The sequence below is a fragment of the Rhodoblastus acidophilus genome (assembly GCF_009720655.1).
In the GTDB taxonomy this organism is placed as follows: domain Bacteria; phylum Pseudomonadota; class Alphaproteobacteria; order Rhizobiales; family Beijerinckiaceae; genus Rhodoblastus; species Rhodoblastus acidophilus_A.
Map to the genome: position 1 here is coordinate 199,768 of NZ_WNKS01000004.1, position 18,703 is coordinate 218,470.

At 64.6% G+C, this 18,703-nt stretch carries 19 protein-coding genes; 5 read left to right on the forward strand and 14 right to left on the reverse strand.

All coding sequences use genetic code 11. From position 1 onward, the window contains the following. Positions 1-25 precede the first annotated feature (25 nt). From GJ654_RS07210 to zapE, 9 genes are all read right to left on the reverse strand, one after another. The gene (locus tag GJ654_RS07210) at positions 26-580 is read right to left on the reverse strand and encodes a hypothetical protein (RefSeq protein WP_155445455.1); all 555 of its coding nucleotides are present in this window, start codon (positions 578-580) and stop codon (positions 26-28) included. A 92-nt stretch (positions 581-672) separates the two neighbouring features. Further along, positions 673-2,070, reverse strand: a complete 1,398-nt coding sequence (lpdA, locus tag GJ654_RS07215; protein ID WP_155445456.1) for a dihydrolipoyl dehydrogenase — start codon at positions 2,068-2,070, stop codon at positions 673-675. Between the two features lie 59 nt (positions 2,071-2,129). Continuing rightward, a complete protein-coding gene (gene odhB / locus GJ654_RS07220; RefSeq protein WP_155445457.1) occupies positions 2,130-3,344 on the reverse strand; it encodes a 2-oxoglutarate dehydrogenase complex dihydrolipoyllysine-residue succinyltransferase in 1,215 nt (404 codons plus the stop codon). Between the two features lie 67 nt (positions 3,345-3,411). Next, on the reverse strand, positions 3,412-6,423 hold the full coding sequence (locus GJ654_RS07225; RefSeq protein ID WP_155445458.1) for a 2-oxoglutarate dehydrogenase E1 component: 3,012 nt from the start codon (positions 6,421-6,423) through the stop codon (positions 3,412-3,414). A 170-nt stretch (positions 6,424-6,593) separates the two neighbouring features. After that, a complete protein-coding gene (gene sucD / locus GJ654_RS07230; RefSeq protein ID WP_155445459.1) occupies positions 6,594-7,484 on the reverse strand; it encodes a succinate--CoA ligase subunit alpha in 891 nt (296 codons plus the stop codon). A 3-nt stretch (positions 7,485-7,487) separates the two neighbouring features. Next, positions 7,488-8,684: an ADP-forming succinate--CoA ligase subunit beta gene (gene sucC / locus GJ654_RS07235; protein WP_155445460.1), complete on the reverse strand. Its 1,197-nt coding sequence runs from the start codon at positions 8,682-8,684 to the stop codon at positions 7,488-7,490. Between the two features lie 93 nt (positions 8,685-8,777). Then, a complete protein-coding gene (gene mdh / locus GJ654_RS07240; RefSeq protein ID WP_155445461.1) occupies positions 8,778-9,740 on the reverse strand; it encodes a malate dehydrogenase in 963 nt (320 codons plus the stop codon). A 253-nt stretch (positions 9,741-9,993) separates the two neighbouring features. Then, entirely contained in the window at positions 9,994-10,620 is a 627-nt protein-coding gene (locus tag GJ654_RS07245; RefSeq protein ID WP_155445462.1) for a TetR/AcrR family transcriptional regulator, read from the reverse strand. After that, complete coding sequence (zapE, locus tag GJ654_RS07250) at positions 10,617-11,798, reverse strand: cell division protein ZapE (protein ID WP_155445463.1); 1,182 nt, start codon at positions 11,796-11,798, stop codon at positions 10,617-10,619. Before zapE ends, GJ654_RS07245 begins: the two co-directional genes overlap by 4 nt. A gap of 150 nt (positions 11,799-11,948) precedes the next feature. On the opposite strand from zapE, the gene GJ654_RS07255 reads away from it, so the two are divergent. After that, a complete protein-coding gene (locus tag GJ654_RS07255) occupies positions 11,949-12,467 on the forward strand; it encodes a MarR family winged helix-turn-helix transcriptional regulator (protein WP_155445464.1) in 519 nt (172 codons plus the stop codon). Between the two features lie 9 nt (positions 12,468-12,476). Here GJ654_RS07255 and GJ654_RS07260 read toward each other — a convergent pair whose 3' ends face one another. Together GJ654_RS07260 and GJ654_RS07265 are read right to left on the reverse strand one after the other, a co-directional pair. Next, positions 12,477-12,893, reverse strand: coding sequence for an EVE domain-containing protein (locus tag GJ654_RS07260; protein WP_264586169.1), 417 nt, complete (start codon positions 12,891-12,893; stop codon positions 12,477-12,479). Beyond that, positions 12,890-13,177 (reverse strand): YciI family protein, encoded by a 288-nt coding sequence (locus GJ654_RS07265; protein WP_155445465.1) that lies wholly within the window; start codon positions 13,175-13,177, stop codon positions 12,890-12,892. Before GJ654_RS07265 ends, GJ654_RS07260 begins: the two co-directional genes overlap by 4 nt. Before the next feature lie 173 nt (positions 13,178-13,350). On the opposite strand from GJ654_RS07265, the gene GJ654_RS07270 reads away from it, so the two are divergent. Further along, complete coding sequence (locus GJ654_RS07270; protein ID WP_155445466.1) at positions 13,351-13,734, forward strand: DUF3597 domain-containing protein; 384 nt, start codon at positions 13,351-13,353, stop codon at positions 13,732-13,734. Positions 13,735-13,857: 123 nt separating this feature from the next. Here GJ654_RS07270 and GJ654_RS07275 read toward each other — a convergent pair whose 3' ends face one another. From GJ654_RS07275 to tsaD, 3 genes are read right to left on the reverse strand one after another with little or no spacing between them, the layout of a single operon-like run. After that, the gene (locus tag GJ654_RS07275) at positions 13,858-14,844 is read right to left on the reverse strand and encodes an NAD(P)H-dependent glycerol-3-phosphate dehydrogenase (RefSeq protein WP_155445467.1); all 987 of its coding nucleotides are present in this window, start codon (positions 14,842-14,844) and stop codon (positions 13,858-13,860) included. Then, entirely contained in the window at positions 14,841-15,398 is a 558-nt protein-coding gene (locus tag GJ654_RS07280) for a phospholipase D-like domain-containing protein (RefSeq protein WP_155445468.1), read from the reverse strand. Before GJ654_RS07280 ends, GJ654_RS07275 begins: the two co-directional genes overlap by 4 nt. Continuing rightward, a complete protein-coding gene (tsaD, locus tag GJ654_RS07285) occupies positions 15,398-16,450 on the reverse strand; it encodes a tRNA (adenosine(37)-N6)-threonylcarbamoyltransferase complex transferase subunit TsaD (protein ID WP_155445541.1) in 1,053 nt (350 codons plus the stop codon). Before tsaD ends, GJ654_RS07280 begins: the two co-directional genes overlap by 1 nt. 151 nt (positions 16,451-16,601) lie before the next feature. Between tsaD and hemC the strand changes: the two genes are divergently transcribed. From hemC to GJ654_RS07300, 3 genes are read left to right on the forward strand one after another with little or no spacing between them, the layout of a single operon-like run. Then, complete coding sequence (gene hemC / locus GJ654_RS07290) at positions 16,602-17,522, forward strand: hydroxymethylbilane synthase (RefSeq protein WP_155445469.1); 921 nt, start codon at positions 16,602-16,604, stop codon at positions 17,520-17,522. A 3-nt stretch (positions 17,523-17,525) separates the two neighbouring features. Beyond that, on the forward strand, positions 17,526-18,194 hold the full coding sequence (locus GJ654_RS07295) for a uroporphyrinogen-III synthase (RefSeq protein ID WP_155445470.1): 669 nt from the start codon (positions 17,526-17,528) through the stop codon (positions 18,192-18,194). A gap of 22 nt (positions 18,195-18,216) precedes the next feature. Beyond that, entirely contained in the window at positions 18,217-18,669 is a 453-nt protein-coding gene (locus tag GJ654_RS07300) for a DUF2147 domain-containing protein (protein ID WP_155445471.1), read from the forward strand. The last annotated feature ends 34 nt before the right edge of the window (positions 18,670-18,703 follow it).

Here is an 18,703-nt window from a genome sequence, read left to right on the forward strand (position 1 = left end):
GTCGGCGCTTCGGGAGCAAATTCTTTTACCCGTTGCGCTCGGCGATCCAGCGTTTGCTGCGGGCGCGCAGCCGCGCGACCATCGACGAGCCCCGGGCGCCGCGCAAAGCGCGGAGGCGGACACGCAAAAATTCCGTGCGCCGGCGCAGTTCGGCGCGATAGGGCTCGATCATGTCATGGGCGATGGCGCGCCAGCGGATCAGCGTGGTGTAGAGTTTTTCGAAACCGGAAATTTGCAGGAGTTTTGGACGGCACAGATCGAACAGATAGGCGCCCGCAGCAAAACCAACGAGTTTCGCGGCCAGAAAACAGCTCAGGCCCAGCACGAGTTGATGATGGGCGATGAAAAACAGCGCCGCCAGCTTGAGCGGCAGCAGCGGCAGGATCGGAAGCACGAAGATCGGAAGGCTGCCCCAGGGCGAAAGGTTTTTGACAAAGCCTTCGAAGGATGCGCGCGCTTCCTTGATCGGCAGCACGGCCACCAGCGACGCGAGCGCCGCGCCCAGAACATCCCAGAGCCAGGCTTCGAAAAGGAACAAGCCGGCGAGCGCCAGCCACAAGAATTTTTTCAGTTCGCGCATGGCGGTCCCCGTGTCGTCAAAGACAGTGTCGCAGAAATATGGCTAAAAAAAAGGCCCGGACACGCCGGGCCTTTCGCGACTTGTTTGCGGGATTACATGTGAATGGCGCGCTTTTCCACCGCCATCGCCGCTTCCTTGATCGCTTCCGACATGGTGGGATGCGCATGGCAGGTGCGCGCGAGATCCTCGGAGGAGCCGCCGAATTCCATGAGCACGGCGGCTTCGGCGATCATTTCGCCGGCGCCGAAGCCAAGGATATGCACGCCCAGCACGCGGTCGGTCGTCGCGTCTGCCAAAACTTTGACAAAACCGTCGGTGTGGTTGGCGGCGCGGGCGCGGCCGTTGGCGGTGAACGGGAATTTGCCGGATTTGTAGGCGACGCCCTTGGCCTTCAAATCTTCTTCGGTGGCGCCGACGCAGGCGATTTCGGGGCTGGTGTAGACCACGCCGGGAATCACCTCGTAGTTCACGTGGCCGTGCTGGCCCGCCAGAATTTCCGCGACGGCGACGCCTTCGTCTTCGGCCTTGTGGGCGAGCATCGGGCCGCGCACCACGTCGCCAATGGCGTAAATGCCGGGAACGTTGGTGGCGAAATGGCTGTCGATGACGATCTGGCCACGCTCCATGGCGACGCCCAGTGCTTCGAGGCCGAGGCCGTCCGTATAGGGACGGCGGCCGATGGCGACCAGCACGACATCGGCGTCGAGCACGGAGGCGTCGCCGCCAGCGGCCGGCTCCACCGTGACCTTGGCGGCCTTGCTGGTGGTCTCGACTTTCGAAACCTTGGAGCCGAGCTTGAATTTGATCCCCTGCTTTTCCAGCAGGCGCTGGAACTGCTTGCAGGTGTCGAGATCGAGCCCGGGCAGGATGCGGTCTAAAAATTCGACCACTGTCACGTCCGCTCCGAGACGCCGCCAGACCGAGCCGAGTTCGAGGCCGATCACGCCGGCGCCGACGACGATCAGTTTGCCCGGCACTTTCGGCAGTTCGAGCGCGCCGGTGGAGGAGATCACGATCTTTTCGTCAATAGTGACGCCGGGAAGCTGGGCGACGTCCGAGCCGGTGGCGATGACGATGTTTTTCGTCTCCAGCACCTGCTTGGAGTCGTCCTCGGCGGTCACTTCCACTTTTCCGGCGGCCGGGATCGAGCCGGTCCCGGTGTAGCAATCGACCTTGTTCTTCTTGAGCAAGAAGGCGACGCCCTGGACGTTGGCGGCGACCGTGTCTTCCTTGTGCTTCATCATGGCGGGAAGGTCGAGTTTTGGTTTGCCGACGTTGACGCCGAGTTTTCCCAGGCCGTGCGCGACTTCCTCGAAAACCTCGGACGCGTGCAGCAGGGCTTTCGAGGGAATGCAGCCGATGTTCAGGCAGGTGCCGCCGTGGGTTTTTCGTTTCTCGACAATGGCGGTCTTGAGGCCCAGTTGCGCCGCGCGGATTGCGCAGACGTAGCCGCCGGGGCCGGAGCCGATGACGATGAGGTCGTAGGACATGAAATTCTCCGCTTGGAGGCATCACGCCCGGCCGGGCCGGGCATGGTGGGAAGGCGTGATCAGAGGTCGAGGACCAGACGCGCCGGATCTTCCAGCGCCTCCTTCACGCGGACCAGGAAGGTGACGGCTTCCTTGCCGTCGACGATGCGGTGGTCGTAGGACAGCGCCAAATACATCATCGGGCGAATCTCGATCTTGCCGCCGATCACCACCGGGCGCTCCTGGATCTTGTGCATGCCCAAAATGCCGGACTGCGGCGCGTTCAGGATCGGCGTCGACATCAGCGAGCCATAGACGCCGCCGTTGGAGATGGTGAAGGTGCCGCCCTGCATCTCGTCGATCTTGAGCTGGCCGTCACGCGCCCGCTTGCCGAAATCGGCGATGGTCTTTTCCACCCCCGCAATCGACAGCTTGTCCGCGTCGCGCACCACCGGGACAACAAGACCCTTGTCGGTGCCGACGGCGACGCCGACATGACAAAAATTCTTGTAGATGATGTCCGTGCCGTCGATCTCGGCGTTAACAGCCGGGATTTCCTTGAGGGCGTGGGTGCAGGCTTTCACGAAGAAGCCCATGAAGCCGAGCTTCACCCCGTGCTTCTTCTCGAACAGGTCCTTGTATTGTGTGCGCAGGCTCATCAGCGGCTGCATGTCCACTTCGTTGAACGTGGTGAGCATGGCCGCGGCGTTTTGGGCGTCCTTCAGGCGGCGCGCGATGGTCTGGCGCAGCTTGGTCATTTTCACGCGCTCTTCGCGTGAGGCGTCCGACGGCGCCGAGGGGGCGCGCAACGCGACCGGCGCCGGGGCCGGCGCGGCGGCCGGCGGGGTGTAGGCGAGCACGTCGCCTTTCAGAACCTGACCGCGCTTGCCGGAGCCTGGCACCTGCGACACGTCGATGCCGCGGTCGGCCGCGTTCTTCGCGGCCGCCGGGGAGGGCGGCGCGCCCGCGCCAGCGGTGTCCGCGACCGGGGCGGGGGCCGACGCAGCAGCGGGAGCAGGCGCTGCGGCTGGAGCGGCGGCCGGAGCCGATGCGCCGGCGCCCGCGCCGATCTTGCCGAGCAGCGCGCCGGGGGAAACCGTATCCCCGTCCTTGGCGATGATTTCAGCAAGCGTGCCGGCGGCGGGGGCGTTGACTTCGAGCGTGACCTTGTCGGTTTCGAGTTCAAGCAGGGGCTCGTCGGCTTTCACCGCATCGCCGATCTTTTTAAACCAGCGGCCAATGGTGGCTTCCGAAACGGATTCGCCAAGGGTGGGAACGATAACGTCGGTGGACATGTGCAACCTCATCCGCTCAGGGCGCGGGGCTCATAAGGAAAGGGGGGACGCCGCGTAGCGTCCCGATTCAGTTGGCGAAAGCGTCGTCCAAAAAGGCCTGGAGCTGCGCGAGGTGGCGCGACATCGTGCCGGTCGCCGTGGCGGCGGAGGCCGGGCGTCCCACATAGCGGGCGCGCGTGCTCTTGCCGCCGGCCTGCGCGCACACCCATTCCAGATAGGGCTCGACGAAGGACCACGCGCCCATGTTCTTCGGCTCTTCCTGGCACCAGACCACATCGGCCTTCTTCCAGCGCTTCAGACGCTCGACCAGCGCCTTCAGCGGCATGGGATAGAGCTGCTCGACGCGCAGCAGGTAGACGTCGTCGATGCCGCGCTTTTCCCGCTCTTCGTAGAGGTCGTAATAGACCTTGCCGGTGCAGAGGATGACGCGGCGGATCTTGTCGTCCTTGACGAGCTTGATCTTTTCGTTCGCGTCGGTCTCGGCCGTGTCGGAGAGCAGACGGCGGAAATGGCCGTCGCCGGTCAATTCGTCCATCGTGCATACCGCGCGCTTGTGGCGCAGCAGCGATTTCGGCGTCATCAGGATCAGCGGCTTGCGAATATCCCGCTTCAGCTGCCGGCGCAGGATGTGGAAGTAGTTGGCCGGGCTGGAGCAGTTCGCCACCTGCATGTTGTCTTCGGCGCAGAGTTGCAGATAGCGCTCCAGACGCGCCGAGCTGTGCTCGGGACCCTGGCCCTCGTAGCCGTGCGGCAGCAGGCACACCAAACCGGACATGCGCAGCCACTTGCGCTCGCCCGAGGAGATGAACTGGTCGAACAGGACTTGCGCGCCATTGGCGAAATCGCCGAATTGCGCCTCCCAAAGCACCAGCGCATTGGGCTCGGCCAGCGAATAGCCGTACTCAAAACCCAGAACCGCCTCTTCCGAGAGCATGGAGTTGATGACTTCGTAATGGCCCTGGCCCTCGCGGATGTGGTTCAGGGGCACGTAGCGGCTTTCGTTTTCCTGGTCGGTCAGCACCGAATGGCGCTGGGAAAACGTGCCGCGCTCGCAATCCTGGCCGGAGAGGCGGACGCGATAGCCCTCGTCGACGATCGAGGCGAAAGCCAGCGATTCGGCTGTCGCCCAGTCGATGCCCTCGCCCGTCTCGATCGCCTTGGCGCGATTGTCGAGGAAGCGCTGGATGGTCTTGTGGAGATGGAATCCGTCCGGCGTCGTGGTCAGAACCTTGCCATAGGCCTTGACCTGGTCGACGTCCAAGGCGGTCTTGCCGCGACGCGCGTCTTCGAGATCGGCGCTCGGCACGGCGCGCAGGCCGGACCAGCGGCCGTCGAGCCAATCGGCCTTGTTCGGCTTGAACCCCTGGCTCGCCTCATATTCGGCGTCCAGTCGGCTTCGCCAGTCGGCCTTCATCTTGTCGACTTCGCCCTGGGTGACCAAGCCTTCGGCGATCAGTTTTTCCGCATAAATATCCAGCGTCGACTTGTGCGACCGGATTTTCTTGTACATCAGCGGCTGGGTGAACGATGGCTCGTCGCCCTCGTTATGGCCGAAGCGCCGATAGCACCACATGTCGATAACGACGGGTTTTTGGAATTTCTGGCGGAATTCCGTCGCCACCTTGGCGCAGAACACCACCGCTTCCGGATCGTCGCCGTTGCAGTGGAAGATCGGCGCCTCCACCGTCTTCGCCACGTCGGACGGATAGGGCGAGGAGCGCGAATAACGCGGATAGGTCGTAAAACCGATCTGGTTGTTGATGATGAAATGCAGGGAGCCGCCGGTTCGGTGCCCTTTCAGCCCCGAGAGGCCGAAACACTCGGCGACCACGCCCTGGCCGGCGAAAGCGGCGTCGCCGTGGATCAGCAGCGGCATGATGGAGCGGCGGTCGTCGGGGGCGCGATCCAGATCCTGGTCGAGTTTTGCGCGCACCTTTCCCAGCACCACGGGGTCGACGATTTCGAGGTGCGAGGGGTTGGCGGTGAGCGACAGATGCACCTTGTTGTGGTCGAATTCGCGGTCCGACGAGGCGCCGAGGTGGTACTTGACGTCGCCCGAGCCCTCGATTTCGTCGGGCAGGAACGAGCCGCCCTTGAACTCGTTGAACAGGGCGCGGTGCGGCTTGCCCATCACCTGACACAAAATATTCAGGCGGCCGCGATGGGCCATGCCCAGCACGATTTCCTTGGCGCCGAGCGCGCCGCCGCGCTTGATGATCTGCTCGAGCGCCGGCAGCATGGCTTCGCCGCCGTCAAGGCCGAAACGCTTGGTGCCGGTGTAGCGCACGTCGAGAAATTTTTCGAAACCCTCGCCTTCGATCAGCTTTTGCAGGATGGCGCGCTTGCCTTCCTTGGTGAAGCTGACCTCCTTGTCCGGACCTTCGATGCGTTCCTGAATCCAGGCTTTTTCCGCCGGATCGGAAATGTGCATGAACTCCCAGCCGATGGTCGAACAATAGGTGCGGCGCAGGATCGCCAGCATCTCGCGGATCGTCGCGTAATCCAGGCCGAGCACATGGTCGATGAAGATTTTGCGGTCGTAATCGGCTTCCGTGAAACCGTAGGACGAGGGATGCAGCTCCTCGTGATCCTTCTGCGGATCAAGACCCAGCGGATCGAGTTCGGCGTGCAGGTGGCCGCGCATGCGATAGGCGCGGATCATCATGATGGCGCGCACGGAGTCGCGGGTGGCCTGCTGCAATTCGGCGGCGGAAATCTCGCCCTTGCCGCTGGCTGCCGCCTTGCCCTTGATCTTGTCGGCGAGCGCCTTTTCGTTGACGGGCCATTGGCCGTCGAGCGCGGCGACCAGCTCGCTTTGCGGCGCGAGCGGCCAGTTCTTGCGCTTCCACGAGGCGCCGCGGGCGTTGGCTTCGACCGACGCGGCGTCGTCGTTCAGACCGCCGAAGAATTCGCGCCATTCGGCGTCGACGGCGGCGGGATTTTGCTCATAGAGCGCGTAGAGCTGCTCGATATAGGCAGCGTTGCCGCCAAACAGGAAGGACGAATCGGCGAAAGCCTCGTTCGTCTGCGATCGGCCGTTTCCTCCGCCGCCATTGGGTGTGCTGTCGTGACGCGCCATGGTTGTTCCTCTCGACCCGCCGCCGCCGGAGCGGCTTGCCCGCGGGATCAAAGCATTCGTTCAAGAACGCATTCGAGCCTCAAGCCGGAGTGTTCCCGGCGCCGCCGACGGCTCTATTGATCGGCGGACGAAAAAGGCGCGGACGTTTTTCTTTCGCCCGCGCCCCAAAATCACTTGCCCTTCAGCACTTCAACCAGGGTCGAACCCAGTCGCGCCGGCGAGGGAGAGACGCGGATGCCCGCGGCTTCCATCGCGGCGATCTTGTCTTCTGCGCCGCCCTTGCCGCCGGCGATGATCGCGCCGGCATGGCCCATGCGGCGGCCCGGAGGCGCGGTGCGGCCCGCGATGAAGCCGACCATCGGTTTTTTCCGGCCGCGCTTGGCTTCGTCGGCGATGAACTGCGCCGCGTCCTCTTCCGCCGAGCCGCCGATCTCGCCGATCATGATGATCGACTCGGTCTTGGGGTCGGCCAGGAACAGTTCGAGCATTTCGATGAATTCGGTGCCCTTGACCGGATCGCCGCCGATGCCGACCGCCGTGGTCTGGCCGAGGCCGACCTGGGTGGTCTGGAACACCGCTTCATAGGTCAGCGTGCCCGAGCGCGAGAGAATGCCGACATTGCCCGCCTTAAAAATGTTGCCGGGCATGATGCCGATCTTGCATTCGTTGGCGGTCATCACGCCGGGGCAGTTCGGCCCGATCAGGCGCGACTTGGAGCCCGACAGCGCGCGCTTCACCTGGATCATGTCCTCGACCGGAATGCCTTCGGTGATGCAGACGATCAGCGGGATTTCCGCGTCGATCGCCTCGCAGATGGCGTCGGCCGCGCCCGGCGGCGGGACGTAGATCACCGACGCGTCGGCGCCGGTGGCGGCCTTGGCTTCAGCGACCGTATCGAAAATCGGCAGTCCCAGATGGGTCCCACCACCCTTGCCGGGCGAGGTGCCGCCGACGACCTTGGTGCCGAAATAGGCCAGCGCCTGCTCCGAGTGGAACGTGCCGTTCTTGCCGGTAAAGCCCTGGGTGATGATTTTGGTGTTCTTGTCGATCAGGATGGACATGTCTCAAGCCTCCTTCACGGCCTTGACGATTTTCTGGGCGGCGTCGTCGAGGTCATCGGCGGAGATGACGTTGAGACCGGATTCGCCGATGATTTTTTTGCCGAGTTCGACATTGGTGCCTTCGAGGCGAACCACGAGCGGAACCCTGAGGCCCACTTCCTTGACCGCGGCGATCACGCCTTCCGCGATCACGTCGCAGCGCATGATGCCACCAAAGATGTTGACCAGGATGCCCTTCACGTTCGGATCGGCGGTGATGATCTTGAACGCCGCTGTAACCTTCTCCTTGCTGGCGCCGCCGCCAACGTCGAGGAAGTTGGCGGGCTCATGGCCGTAGAGCTTGATGATGTCCATGGTCGCCATGGCGAGGCCGGCGCCATTGACCATGCAGCCGATGTCGCCGTCGAGCGCGACATAGGACAGATCATATTTGGAAGCCTCGATTTCCTTGGCGTCTTCCTCGGTCTCGTCGCGCAGCGCCAGCATTTTCGGCTGACGGTAGAGCGCGTTGGAGTCGAAGGAGACCTTGGCGTCCAGGCACTTCAGCTCGCCCTGCTTGGAGACGATCAGCGGATTGATCTCGAGCATGGACATGTCCGTGGCCACGAACGCCTTGTAGAGTTGGCCCACCAAAACGCCCGCCTGCTTGGCGAGGTCGCCCTTCAGCCCCAAAGCCTGGGCGACGGTGCGGCCGTGATGCGGCATGACGCCGGTCGCGGGATCGACGGAGAACGAGACGATCTTTTCCGGAGTCGAATGCGCGACTTCCTCGATGTCCATGCCGCCTTCGGTGGAGACCACGAAGGAGACTCGCGACGTCACGCGGTCGACCAGCGCCGAGAGATAAAATTCCTTCTCGATGTCGGAGCCGTCCTCGATATAGAGGCGGTTGACCTGCTTGCCGGCCGGTCCCGTCTGGATGGTGACCAGCGTATTGCCGAGCATCTCCTTGACGAACTGCTTGACTTCCTCGATCGACTTGGCGAGGCGCACGCCGCCCTTTTCGCCGGCGGCGGCTTCCTTGAACTTGCCCTTGCCGCGACCGCCCGCATGAATCTGGGACTTGACGACCCAGAGCGGACCGCCGAGCTCCTTTGCCGCGGCTTCGGCGTCCTCGACCTTCAGGACCGGAACGCCACGCGAAACCGGCACTCCGAATTCCTTGAGAACGGCTTTCGCCTGATACTCATGAATATTCATACAAAACCTCCCAATGAGAGCTTGAGCGGGTCCGGCGTGTTTTTTCCGCGCGGACCCGCATGGCCCCGGACAGGCCGGGGGCTGATGAAAAAATCAGGCGAGCGCCGGATTGATCTGCTTGCAGGCGGTGATCAGGCCTTGCACCGAGGCCAGCGACTTGGCGAACTGTTCCTTTTCGGTCGCGTCGAAGGAGACTTCGATGATCTTCTCCACGCCATTGGCGCCGATCAGCGCGGGAACGCCCACATAGGTGTCGGTCACGCCATATTCGCCGTTGAGATAAGCGGCGACCGGGAGGACGCGCTTCTGGTCCTTGAGGTAGGATTCAGCCATGGCGATGGCGGACGCGGCGGGGGCGTAGAAAGCCGAGCCGGTCTTGAGCAGCGCGACGATCTCGCCGCCGCCCTTGCGGGTGCGGTCGACGATGGCGTCGAGCTTGTCCTGGCTGAGCCAGCCGGACTTGACCAGTTCCGGCAGCGGCACGCCGCCGACCGTGGAATAGCGGACCAGCGGCACCATGTCGTCGCCATGGCCGCCCAGCGTCATCGCGTGGATGTCCTTGACCGACACGCCGGTGGCTTCGGAGAGGAAATAGCGGAAGCGGGCGCTATCGAGCACGCCGGCCATGCCGACGACCTTGTTCGCCGGCAGGCCCGACGACTTCTGCAGCGCCCAGACCATGGCGTCGAGTGGGTTGGTGATGCAGATGACGAAGGCGTTGGGGGCGTATTGCTTGATGCCGGCGCCCACCTGGTCCATGACCTTCAGGTTGATGCCGAGCAGGTCGTCGCGGCTCATGCCGGGCTTGCGCGGCACGCCGGCGGTGACGATGACGACGTCGGCGCCTTCGATCGCCTTGTAGTCGTTGGCGCCGCTCAGCGCCGCGTCAAAACCGTCTACGGGTGAGGACTCGGCGAGGTCGAGCGCCTTGCCCTGGGGGGTGCCTTCGGCGATGTCGAACAGGACGATGTCGCCAAGCTCCTTGAGGCCGGCGAGATGGGCCAGCGTGCCGCCGATCTGGCCAGCTCCGATCAGTGCTATCTTGTTACGCGCCATGGGTCCTAGTCCTTGCTCTTGATGTTCCGCGCTGGAGGCCGCGGGGGTGGCGTCAATGTCGGAGAGGGCTTGTGCCTCCAAGCGGTCAGGCTTTCAAGTCGGGAGAAAGACTAACGGGGGCGGGAAGGCGGCCCCTGCTGCGACAACAGGCCGCAGCTTTAGCTGAAAAAGCTCGGTAGGAACAGGCGATTAGCGCTGAATCTTGTGCTCGCCTCACCTCGCATTACGCATGGGTGACAAAAAACAAAAAGTGTCAGATGTCAAAGTCGGGATCACCATAAACCAGGCTGCGCTGGATGGCTGCAAAAGCCCGGCCCGCGCGGAAGGCGAGGTCCGGCGCCGGAATGGAGCGGTCGAGCGCGATGGAAATCGGCTGAATGAAGCGATGGGCGAGGTCGAAGACCAGCGCCATCGCCCTTCGCCGGTCGGTCATGCGGAACGAGCCCGCATTGATCCCCTCCTCGACAATGGCCTGAACCTCGCCCTGGATCTTGTTGCGATGTTTTCGCGCCACCACGCGGTTGGTTTCGATGGCGTCGCAGAGCAGCTTGAACAGAGCCGGATCGGCCTCAAGCTTGGCGCGATAGGTCTTCTGGATCGCCGAAAGCGCCCGCTCCAGCTTGTCGTAGGCGGGATCGGGCCCCTCCTTGATCACGCGCAACTGTCCCTCGAGCGCGGCCAGCCAGTTCGCAGTGACCGCGTCGAACAGCGCAAGTTTGGAGGGGAAATAGCGATAGACATTGGCGTGCGACATGCCCGCGGCTTCGGCGATGTCGAGGATCGTCGTCCGCTTCGGGCCGAAACGGCGCAGATGCTCGCAGGCATGCTCGAGGATTCTCTGGTCCGCCGCCGCCTCGATCTGTCGCGCCGGCGCGCTCACGTATCGACCAGTCCGGCCATGTCGCCGCTGGCTCCAATGCTGCCGTGAGGCAGCGCCAGATAGTCTTTCGACCGCATTTCGATCAGGCGCGACACCGTCCGCTCGAACTCGAAGGCTTCCCGTCCTTCGGGCGCCCGATAAAGTTCGTGTGGTTCGCCTGCGGCCGAAGCGAGCAGTTTGACGCGCTTGTCATAGAGCGCGTCGATGAGGTTGATGAAACGCTTGGCCTCATTGCGCTCGTCGGGTGTGATCACGGGGATATTGTCGACGACCAGCGCGTGGAAACATTCGGCAATCATGACGAAATCCGCCGCGCCCAGCGGTTTTTTGCACAGGTCGGCGTAATCGAACCGTGCGACATGGCCGGCCGCCTGCGGGACGACGATCTCGCGCCCGAGGATCGGCAGGCGGCTTTCAGCGCCTTTGATGACGCCGCTCAGCGCGACGAAAGCCTCGTCGAGGGCGTTTCGCGCCTTGTCGTCCGGCGGCGTGAGCCAGACGGGGGCGTTTTCCAGCCTCTCCAGCCGGAAATCTCTGGGCGCGTCGAGCTTGATCACTTCCATATGCGCCCGGATCATGTCGATGAAGGGCAGGAACAGCGCGCGGTTGAGGCCGTCCTTGTAGAGATCGCCGGGATCGACGTTGGAGGTGGCGACCACCGTGACGTTGCGCGCCCACAGCGCCTGGAACAACCGCCCCAAGATCATCGCGTCGGTGATGTCGGTGACCGCGAACTCGTCGAAACACAGCAGCGTCGCCTCTTTCGCCAGCGCCTCCGCGACGGGAACGATGGGGTCGTCGCCCTTGACAGCACTGGCCTTCTTCTTCTGCCGCCAGTCGAAAATCCGCCGGTGCGCGTCGGCCATGAAGGCGTGGAAATGGACGCGGCGCTTGGTCTCCAGCACGACGGAATCAAAGAACATGTCCATCAGCATGGTCTTGCCGCGCCCGACCGACCCCCAGATGTACAAACCCTTGACCCGCTCTTCCGTCGGGCGCCGCGCGCCGAACATCCAGCCGAGCGCGCTGGATTTTTTGGCCAGCCGGCGCACGTCCAAGGCTTCGCGCAGCTTGTCGAGCTTTGCGGCGACAGCGGCCTGGTGCGGGTCGTGTTCGATGCGTCCCCGCGCCACCAGGGACTGGTAATGCTCGACGATGGGGGGAAAGGCGCTTTCCATTGAATCGAAGTAACGGCGCCACAAAACCGCTGGCAACCTCGCCTTTCGCCTAAAGCGCGCGAAACCGTGGACAAATGCGCGGCGACGCTTGCGCTGCCGCGGTTCTTTTCAAGACACTACCGATTCGATTCGTACTGCGCGGAGCCGACCATGACCAAACCTGTCCTCCAGGCGTCCGCCGCGACGGAAGCCGAGAAACGCAAGCCGGCGCGGCTGCTCGAGCTTCCGGGAGAGAACGGCGACATCGCCGGCTTGCTGCGCCAGGCGGCTGCCGCGCAGCGGTTGGCGGAGGAAAGACTGCTCGCCGATCTCGGGATCACCCCGCCGCAAATGGCTGTGCTGCAACTGCTCGGCGCCCAGCCCGGCCTGCTGGCCGCCGACATCGCGCGGCGCAGCAAGCTGACGCCGCAAACCATCAGCCTGATCGTCGCCAATTTGCGCCGCGCCGATCTGGTGCGGGAGGAGGGCGGCGCGCTTCGCGCGCGTCCGCTCGTATTGACCGCCCAGGGCGAGACGGTCTTGAGGCGCGGGCGGGAGCGGATCGAGGCGGCCTCCGCGCGGCTCATCGAGGGGATGCGGCCGAAGCGCGAGCGCGCCCTGCGCCGCTGGCTCGCGGGCGTTGCCGCCGGGGTCGCGCAGCCTGGCGCCGCCGATACGGACGAGCCATAGTCCGCGAAGCTACAATCCCCCTTTGGCTCGGATCGCGCGCCAGTGTTCCGCCGAAACCGGCTGGACGGACAGACGCGTGTTCTTCACCAGCGCCATGTCCGAAAAACGCGGGTCGGCCTTGATCTCGTCCAGCGTCACCGGACGCGGCAGCGGCTCGACCGCGCGCACGTCCACCATGCCAAACTTGCCGCTCTCGTCGGTGGGATCGGGGTGAAAAGTCTTGATCACCTCGACCACGCCGACCACGGCCTTGCCGACATTGGAATGATAGAAAAAGCCGAGATCGCCCAGCTTCATCGCCTGCATCTGGTTCTTGGCGAGGTGGTTGCGCACGCCGGTCCAGCCGGTTCCCGCCTTTCCGCAGGCCACCATCTGGTCCCACGACCACGCGTCAGGCTCGCTCTTGAACAGCCAGTAGGCGCTCACGCAACGTAGGTTCCGACGACCGGACGGTAGGCGCGCAACTCCACCGAGGCGAACAGGTCCGCCTGCGCATAGGGGTCTTGCGCGAGCATGGTCTTGGCTTCCGCCTCGTCAGCGCATTCGAGAACCAGCATCGAGCCGCACATTTTGCCTTCCGCGTCGAGCAAGGGGCCGCCCAGTTTCACTTTGGCGGCGTGGGCGGCCAGGAAAGCGAGATGGGCGGCGCGATTTTCGGTACGGAGGCTAAGCGAATCGGGCTTGTCGAGGCAGAGGGCGACATAGTGCATGGGGAAAACCAAAATCTTCCGGAGGATAAGATGAGTGAGCCCAGATGCTTGCACGAAGCGTTACGCGCATTCAATCCCAATCCGTTTGTTCACGTATTGTAAGCGTCGCGCGTTAGCCCTAGCCTGATCCGCGTTGCAATGTGGAATTTTTCTCGAGAACCCGGCAGGTCCCCATGAGCATCTTCGGTTCGATCATCGGCAAGATTTTTGGTTCAGCACCCGCCCAAGCCGCTCCCGCCGGCAAGCCCGCAGCGGAGTCCCCGACCGCGCCGGCTGCTGCGCAGCCTGCCGCCGGCGCCGTCGACATCGCCAAGGTTTTGGACGATCTCAACGAATCCAATCCGGAAACGCTGGATTGGCGCGTGTCAATCGTCGATCTCCTGAAAGTGCTCGGACTCGATTCCAGCCTCGCGGCCAGGAAGCAGCTTGCCGCCGAACTGAAGTTCGAGGGCGACACCAGTGATTCCGCCTCCATGAACATCTGGCTGCACAAGAAGGTGATCGAACTGGTCGCCGCCAATGGCGGCAAGGTTCCGGCGGACCTTCTGAAGAAGTAATCCGCGCAAGGCTGGCGGCAGCCCCTCACCTTGTCCCTCTCCCCGCTGAGGCGGGGAGAGGTGACGCGCGGCGTCGCTGCGCGATAGGCCCACCGCCGTCATAAGAGCACTGACAGAGAAACGTCAGCTCTCTGCCTTAAAGGGCCGGCGCATCAGCGCGCCTATGGCTTCGGCGACGCCGGTGCGGCCCTCCAAAATCGCCTGCACCGCTTCCGCGATAGGCATTTCGACTCCCAGGCTGCGCGCCTTTTCGGTAAGGACCGGCGCGGTCCAGGCGCCCTCGGTCAAAGCGCCGTGGCCGGCGACTTCGGGCCTCTCTCCCTGTCCGATGGCGAAGCCAAGGGAATAATTGCGCGATTGCGGCGAGGAGCAGGTCAGCGCGAGGTCTCCGAGCCCTGACAGGCCCATGAGTGTCTCGGTCTTCGCCCCCTGCGCCAGCGCGAATCGCCGCATTTCGGCAAAGCCGCGCGCGAGCAGCGCCGCGTGGGCGCTGGCCCCGAGGCCGGCGCCGAGCGCCACGCCACAGGCGATCGCCAAAACGTTCTTCACCGCGCCGCCGATTTCCACCCCGATCAGGTCGTCGGAGCGATAGAGCCGGAAGTGCGGCGCCGCCAGCCGCGCGCAGAGCAATTCCGCCAGTTCGATGCGGTCGGCGGCGAGCGTCACGGCGGTGGGCAGGCCGCGTCCGACGTCATGGGCAAAGCTGGGGCCGGACAGCGCGGCGCCGGGCTGGTCCGGCAGCACCTCTTTCAGCACCTCGCGCATGTAAAGACCCGTGCCGCGCTCGATGCCCTTGGCGCAACTCACCACAGCGGACTCCGGGCGGATGCGTCCCTTGAGTTGCTCGCAGACCGAGCGCACCACCTGGGCTGGCGTCACCATCAGCACATGGTCGGCTTCGCGCACGCAATTGAGGTCATCGGTCGGCTCGATGCAATCGGCGAGCGGCACGCCGGGCAGAAGCGCCTTGTTCTCGCGATCCGCGCTCAGAGCCTCCGCGAGCCAGGACTCATGCGCCCAGACCCAAACCTTTTCGTGCTGGCCCGCCGCCATATTGGCCAGCGCCGTGCCCCAGGCGCCGGCGCCTAAAACTGCGAGAGTCGCGCTCATTGGCTGGCCTCGCTGTTGTCGCGCCGCGCCCAAATCATATCGAAATTGCGCAAGAAGTCCCGCGTGGCTTCGGGGCTGTCGATCACCAGGATGTCATTGTCCTGGCGGCGCTCTCCCGCCCAGGAAAAATTGGCGGAGCCGGTGCGCAGCCAGCGCCCGTCCACGGCAAAGGATTTTAGGTGCATCATGTCGTTCTGCTCGGCCTTGATCCTGGCGCTCACATTGGGTTGGTTGACCAGCGCTAGCATATTTACATTGGCGCCGGCGATGCGGCGAAATTGTTCGGGGTCAAGATAAAGCCTGATTTTCACGCCGCGCTCCGCCGCCGCCGAAAGGGCTTCGATGATTCGCTGGTCGCTGAGGACGTACGCGGCCATGTCGATCCTGTCCTTCGCCCGGCCGATCAGATCGAGATCGATGGCCTCGAAACCATGTCCCGGACCATAGGCGATGCGAACGGGCGCGGTCACCGGAGAATTCTGCCGCAAGAACGGTTTTGCCGCCGCGAGAGCGACGAGCATCGCCCCGGTCAGCAGGAAAAATGTCCAGCGCATCACGCCTTGCCGTGCCAGCGCGGGTCCTGTCGGCTGTCAAGCGGCCAGCGCGGGCGGGCGGCGAAATCCATGCCGTCGACAAAACCCAGACGAAGCCGCTCCAGGCCCGCCCAGGCGATCATCGCGCCATTGTCGGAGCACAGGCCGACGGGAGGCAGCGCCAGTTGCAGGCCGCTTTCGAGACACAGTCGCGCGAGCCCGCGCCGGATGGCGCCGTTCGCCGCGACGCCGCCGGCGGCGACCAGAGCGGTCGGAGGCTTTTCCGCCAGCAGCCGCAAGGCCGCCCGGCAGCGATCGACGATGACGTCCACCGCCGCCGCCTGGAAGGAGGCGCAGAGGTCGCACACATCCTTGTCCGTCAGGGGCGCGATTCTTTCCGCTTCCAGGCGCACCGCCGTTTTCAGTCCGGAGAAGGAGAAATCCGGATTGCGCCGGCCGGCCATCGGGCGGGGAAATTCGAACCGGTCAGGGTCGCCCAAGGCCGCCGCCTTCTCCACCTGGGGGCCGCCGGGATAGGGCAGGCCCAACAGTTTTGCGGCTTTATCGAACGCCTCGCCCAGGGCGTCGTCCACCGTCGAGCCGAGGCGGCGGTATTCGCCGACGCCCTCGACCGAGATCAACTGGCTGTGGCCGCCGGACACGAGCAGCAGGAGGTAAGGGAACTCGACGCCGTCGGTCAGCCGGGGGGTGAGCGCATGTCCCTCGAGGTGATTGACGGCGACAAACGGTTTGTTCGCCGCCAGCGCGATCGCCTTGCCCATGGTCAGGCCGATCATCACGCCGCCGATCAGGCCGGGGCCGGCGGCGGCGGCGACGGCGTCGATGTCGGCAAGCGTGCAACCGGCCTCGTCCAGCGCGCGGCGAATCAGGGGATCAAGCGCGTCGATATGGGCGCGCGCCGCGATTTCCGGCACCACGCCGCCATAGGCCGCATGTTCGGCGATCTGGCTCAAGACCGCGTTGGAGAGAATTTTTCCGCGCCCGGCATTGTCCGCCTCGACGACCGCCGCAGCCGTTTCGTCGCAGGTGCTCTCGATGCCGAGCACGCGCAGGGCTTGCATGGGGCTCCCCTCCAACGCGGCGAATCGCCGCAAAAAAATGCCGAATTTCGGACAGGGCTCGGCTTCCGTCGCCGAACTCTTTTCCCTATAGTCCGGCGCCCGAAGAAAAGAAAACCGCAAACAACCTTTCTGGAGTTTCGTCTTGACCGTCCGGCTTAAAATTGGGACGCGCGGCAGCCCTCTGGCCCTTGCGCAGGCCTATGAAACCCGCCGGCGTCTCGCCGCGCATTTCAAGACCTCGGAAGACGCGTTCGAAATCTGCATCATCAAGGTGATGGGGGACGAAATCCTCGATCGCGCCCTGAGCGAGGCCGGCGGCAAGGGTTTGTTCACGCGCGAACTGGATCAGGCCCAGCTTGATGGCCAGGTCGATATCTGCGTGCATTCCGCCAAGGATTTGCCGACCCTGCTGCCCGAGGGGCTGATCGTCGCCGGCTATCTGCCGCGCGAGGACGTCCGCGACGCCTTTATCGGCGGCGCCGCCCCCACACTGATGGAGTTGCCGCAGGGCGCGCGCGTCGGTTCGGCTTCGCTGCGTCGTCAGGCGATGATTCGGCGGCTGCGCCCCGATTTGCAGATCGAGCTGCTGCGCGGCAACGTTCAGACCCGTCTGAACAAGGTCGCGAGCGGCGAATTCGCCGCCACCCTGCTGGCGCTCGCCGGTCTGCGCCGCCTCGGCCTCGCCGACAAGGTGACCTCGGTTCTGACGCTCGACGAATTCCCGCCGGCTTGCGGCCAGGGCGCGATCGCCATCACCGCGCGTCCGCAGGACAAGCAGCTTCTCGAAGACCTCGCGGCCATCTGCGATCCGGCGACCGGCTATGCGCTGAACGCCGAGCGCGCCTTCCTGCACGTGCTCGACGGCTCCTGCCGCACGCCCATCGCCGGCCATGCGACCGTTGAGGGCGACAAACTCAAGTTCTACGGCCTGGTGCTGCGCAAGGACGGCTCCGAATCCTACGACGCCTGCGTCGAAGGTCCCGTCGCCAACGCCGCCGCCCTGGGCGAGGAAGCCGCCCGCAAAATCCTGGCGGCCGCGCCGAGCGACATTCTGGCGTTCTGAGCCATGCGCCTGCTGGTGACGCGTCCCGTTGACGAGGCGGAGCGCACCGCCGGCAGGCTGTCGGCTCTCGGCCATGAGGCGCTGATCGCGCCTGTCATGGAGGTCGCGCCGACCGGCGCGGCGCTCCCCGATGGTCCCTTCGACCTTGTCGTCGCCACCAGCGCCCGCGCGCTGCACGAAGTCGCGCCCATCGCTGCGCCTCTGGCCTGCGTTGGCGAAAAAACCGCCGCGGCCGGTCGCAAGGCTGGGTTTTCGGTGGCCGCCGTGGCGCCCGATGCGGAGCGGCTCGCCGATCTGCTGCTCAAGGAGTCAGGGACGAAGAGAGTCCTTTATGTTGCGGGGCGCGAACGTCGGGCGGACCTTGAAACCCGCCTGGGCGGAGCCGGCTGGCGCGTCGATCTCGTCGAGGTCTATGCCGCGCGCCCGGTCGCCGCGTGGCCCAAGAAAATCGTCGAGGCGCTCGCGGCCGGAGAAATCGATGGCGTGCTGCATTATTCGCCGCGCAGCGCGGCCTTGGCGCTGCCGCTGATGGGTGAGGCGCGCACGCGCCTTGACCATTTCTGCCTCTCGCCTGCGGTCGCGCGGGCGTGCGCGGAAATTCCCGCGGACAGGGTTTTCGTCGCTTCTCAACCGATCGAAGACTGTTTATTGAGCCTGATCGAGAGGCGGTAGGCCTCGTGGGAACCAAATAAAGATGAGAATCCTGGCGACCCTGGTCATCGCCTTGCTTATCCTGCCCGCTGCGGCGGCTGAGACGCAACCGAGCGCGATGGGTCTGTGGCGGGTGGCTGACGGCACCGCGACGATCCGGATCAAACGCTGCGATGACGCGCTCTGCGGTTTTGTCGCCTCCGCTCCCGCGCCGGAACCCGGCGCCGCCTCCGCCGTCGGCCAGAAAATCCTCATCGACATGCGCCAGGACGGCGAAATCTGGCGCGGAACCATTTTCAACCTCGACGACGGCCAGACCTACACGGGCGAGATTTCGACGCAGGGCGATCTTCTCAAGGTCAAGGGCTGCCTGCCCGCCGGCATTTGCGGCGGGGAGACATGGCGGCGCGAGGCCGACGAGCCGGAGCAGGAGCCTGCGCCGAAACCCAAGCCGAAGGGAAAGCCGAAAAAGCAGCGCAAGCCGCCGCCGCGTTGACAAGGCGACGCCCCCCTCTTAAGTCTTCGCCGCT

Excerpts from the sequence above, each read along its gene's own strand:
- GJ654_RS07300 (WP_155445471.1), top strand. The coding sequence starts at position 18,217 with ATGAGAATCCTGGCGACCCTGGTCATCGCCTTGCTTATCCTGCCCGCT.
- odhB (WP_155445457.1), bottom strand. The coding sequence starts at position 3,344 with ATGTCCACCGACGTTATCGTTCCCACCCTTGGCGAATCCGTTTCGGAA.
- mdh (WP_155445461.1), bottom strand. The coding sequence starts at position 9,740 with ATGGCGCGTAACAAGATAGCACTGATCGGAGCTGGCCAGATCGGCGGC.
- GJ654_RS07225 (WP_155445458.1), bottom strand. The coding sequence starts at position 6,423 with ATGGCGCGTCACGACAGCACACCCAATGGCGGCGGAGGAAACGGCCGA.
- GJ654_RS07210 (WP_155445455.1), bottom strand. The coding sequence starts at position 580 with ATGCGCGAACTGAAAAAATTCTTGTGGCTGGCGCTCGCCGGCTTGTTC.
- zapE (WP_155445463.1), bottom strand. The coding sequence starts at position 11,798 with ATGGAAAGCGCCTTTCCCCCCATCGTCGAGCATTACCAGTCCCTGGTG.
- GJ654_RS07255 (WP_155445464.1), top strand. The coding sequence starts at position 11,949 with ATGACCAAACCTGTCCTCCAGGCGTCCGCCGCGACGGAAGCCGAGAAA.
- sucC (WP_155445460.1), bottom strand. The coding sequence starts at position 8,684 with ATGAATATTCATGAGTATCAGGCGAAAGCCGTTCTCAAGGAATTCGGA.
- lpdA (WP_155445456.1), bottom strand. The coding sequence starts at position 2,070 with ATGTCCTACGACCTCATCGTCATCGGCTCCGGCCCCGGCGGCTACGTC.
- GJ654_RS07275 (WP_155445467.1), bottom strand. The coding sequence starts at position 14,844 with ATGAGCGCGACTCTCGCAGTTTTAGGCGCCGGCGCCTGGGGCACGGCG.
- sucD (WP_155445459.1), bottom strand. The coding sequence starts at position 7,484 with ATGTCCATCCTGATCGACAAGAACACCAAAATCATCACCCAGGGCTTT.
- GJ654_RS07280 (WP_155445468.1), bottom strand. The coding sequence starts at position 15,398 with ATGCGCTGGACATTTTTCCTGCTGACCGGGGCGATGCTCGTCGCTCTC.
- GJ654_RS07270 (WP_155445466.1), top strand. The coding sequence starts at position 13,351 with ATGAGCATCTTCGGTTCGATCATCGGCAAGATTTTTGGTTCAGCACCC.
- GJ654_RS07265 (WP_155445465.1), bottom strand. The coding sequence starts at position 13,177 with ATGCACTATGTCGCCCTCTGCCTCGACAAGCCCGATTCGCTTAGCCTC.
- GJ654_RS07295 (WP_155445470.1), top strand. The coding sequence starts at position 17,526 with ATGCGCCTGCTGGTGACGCGTCCCGTTGACGAGGCGGAGCGCACCGCC.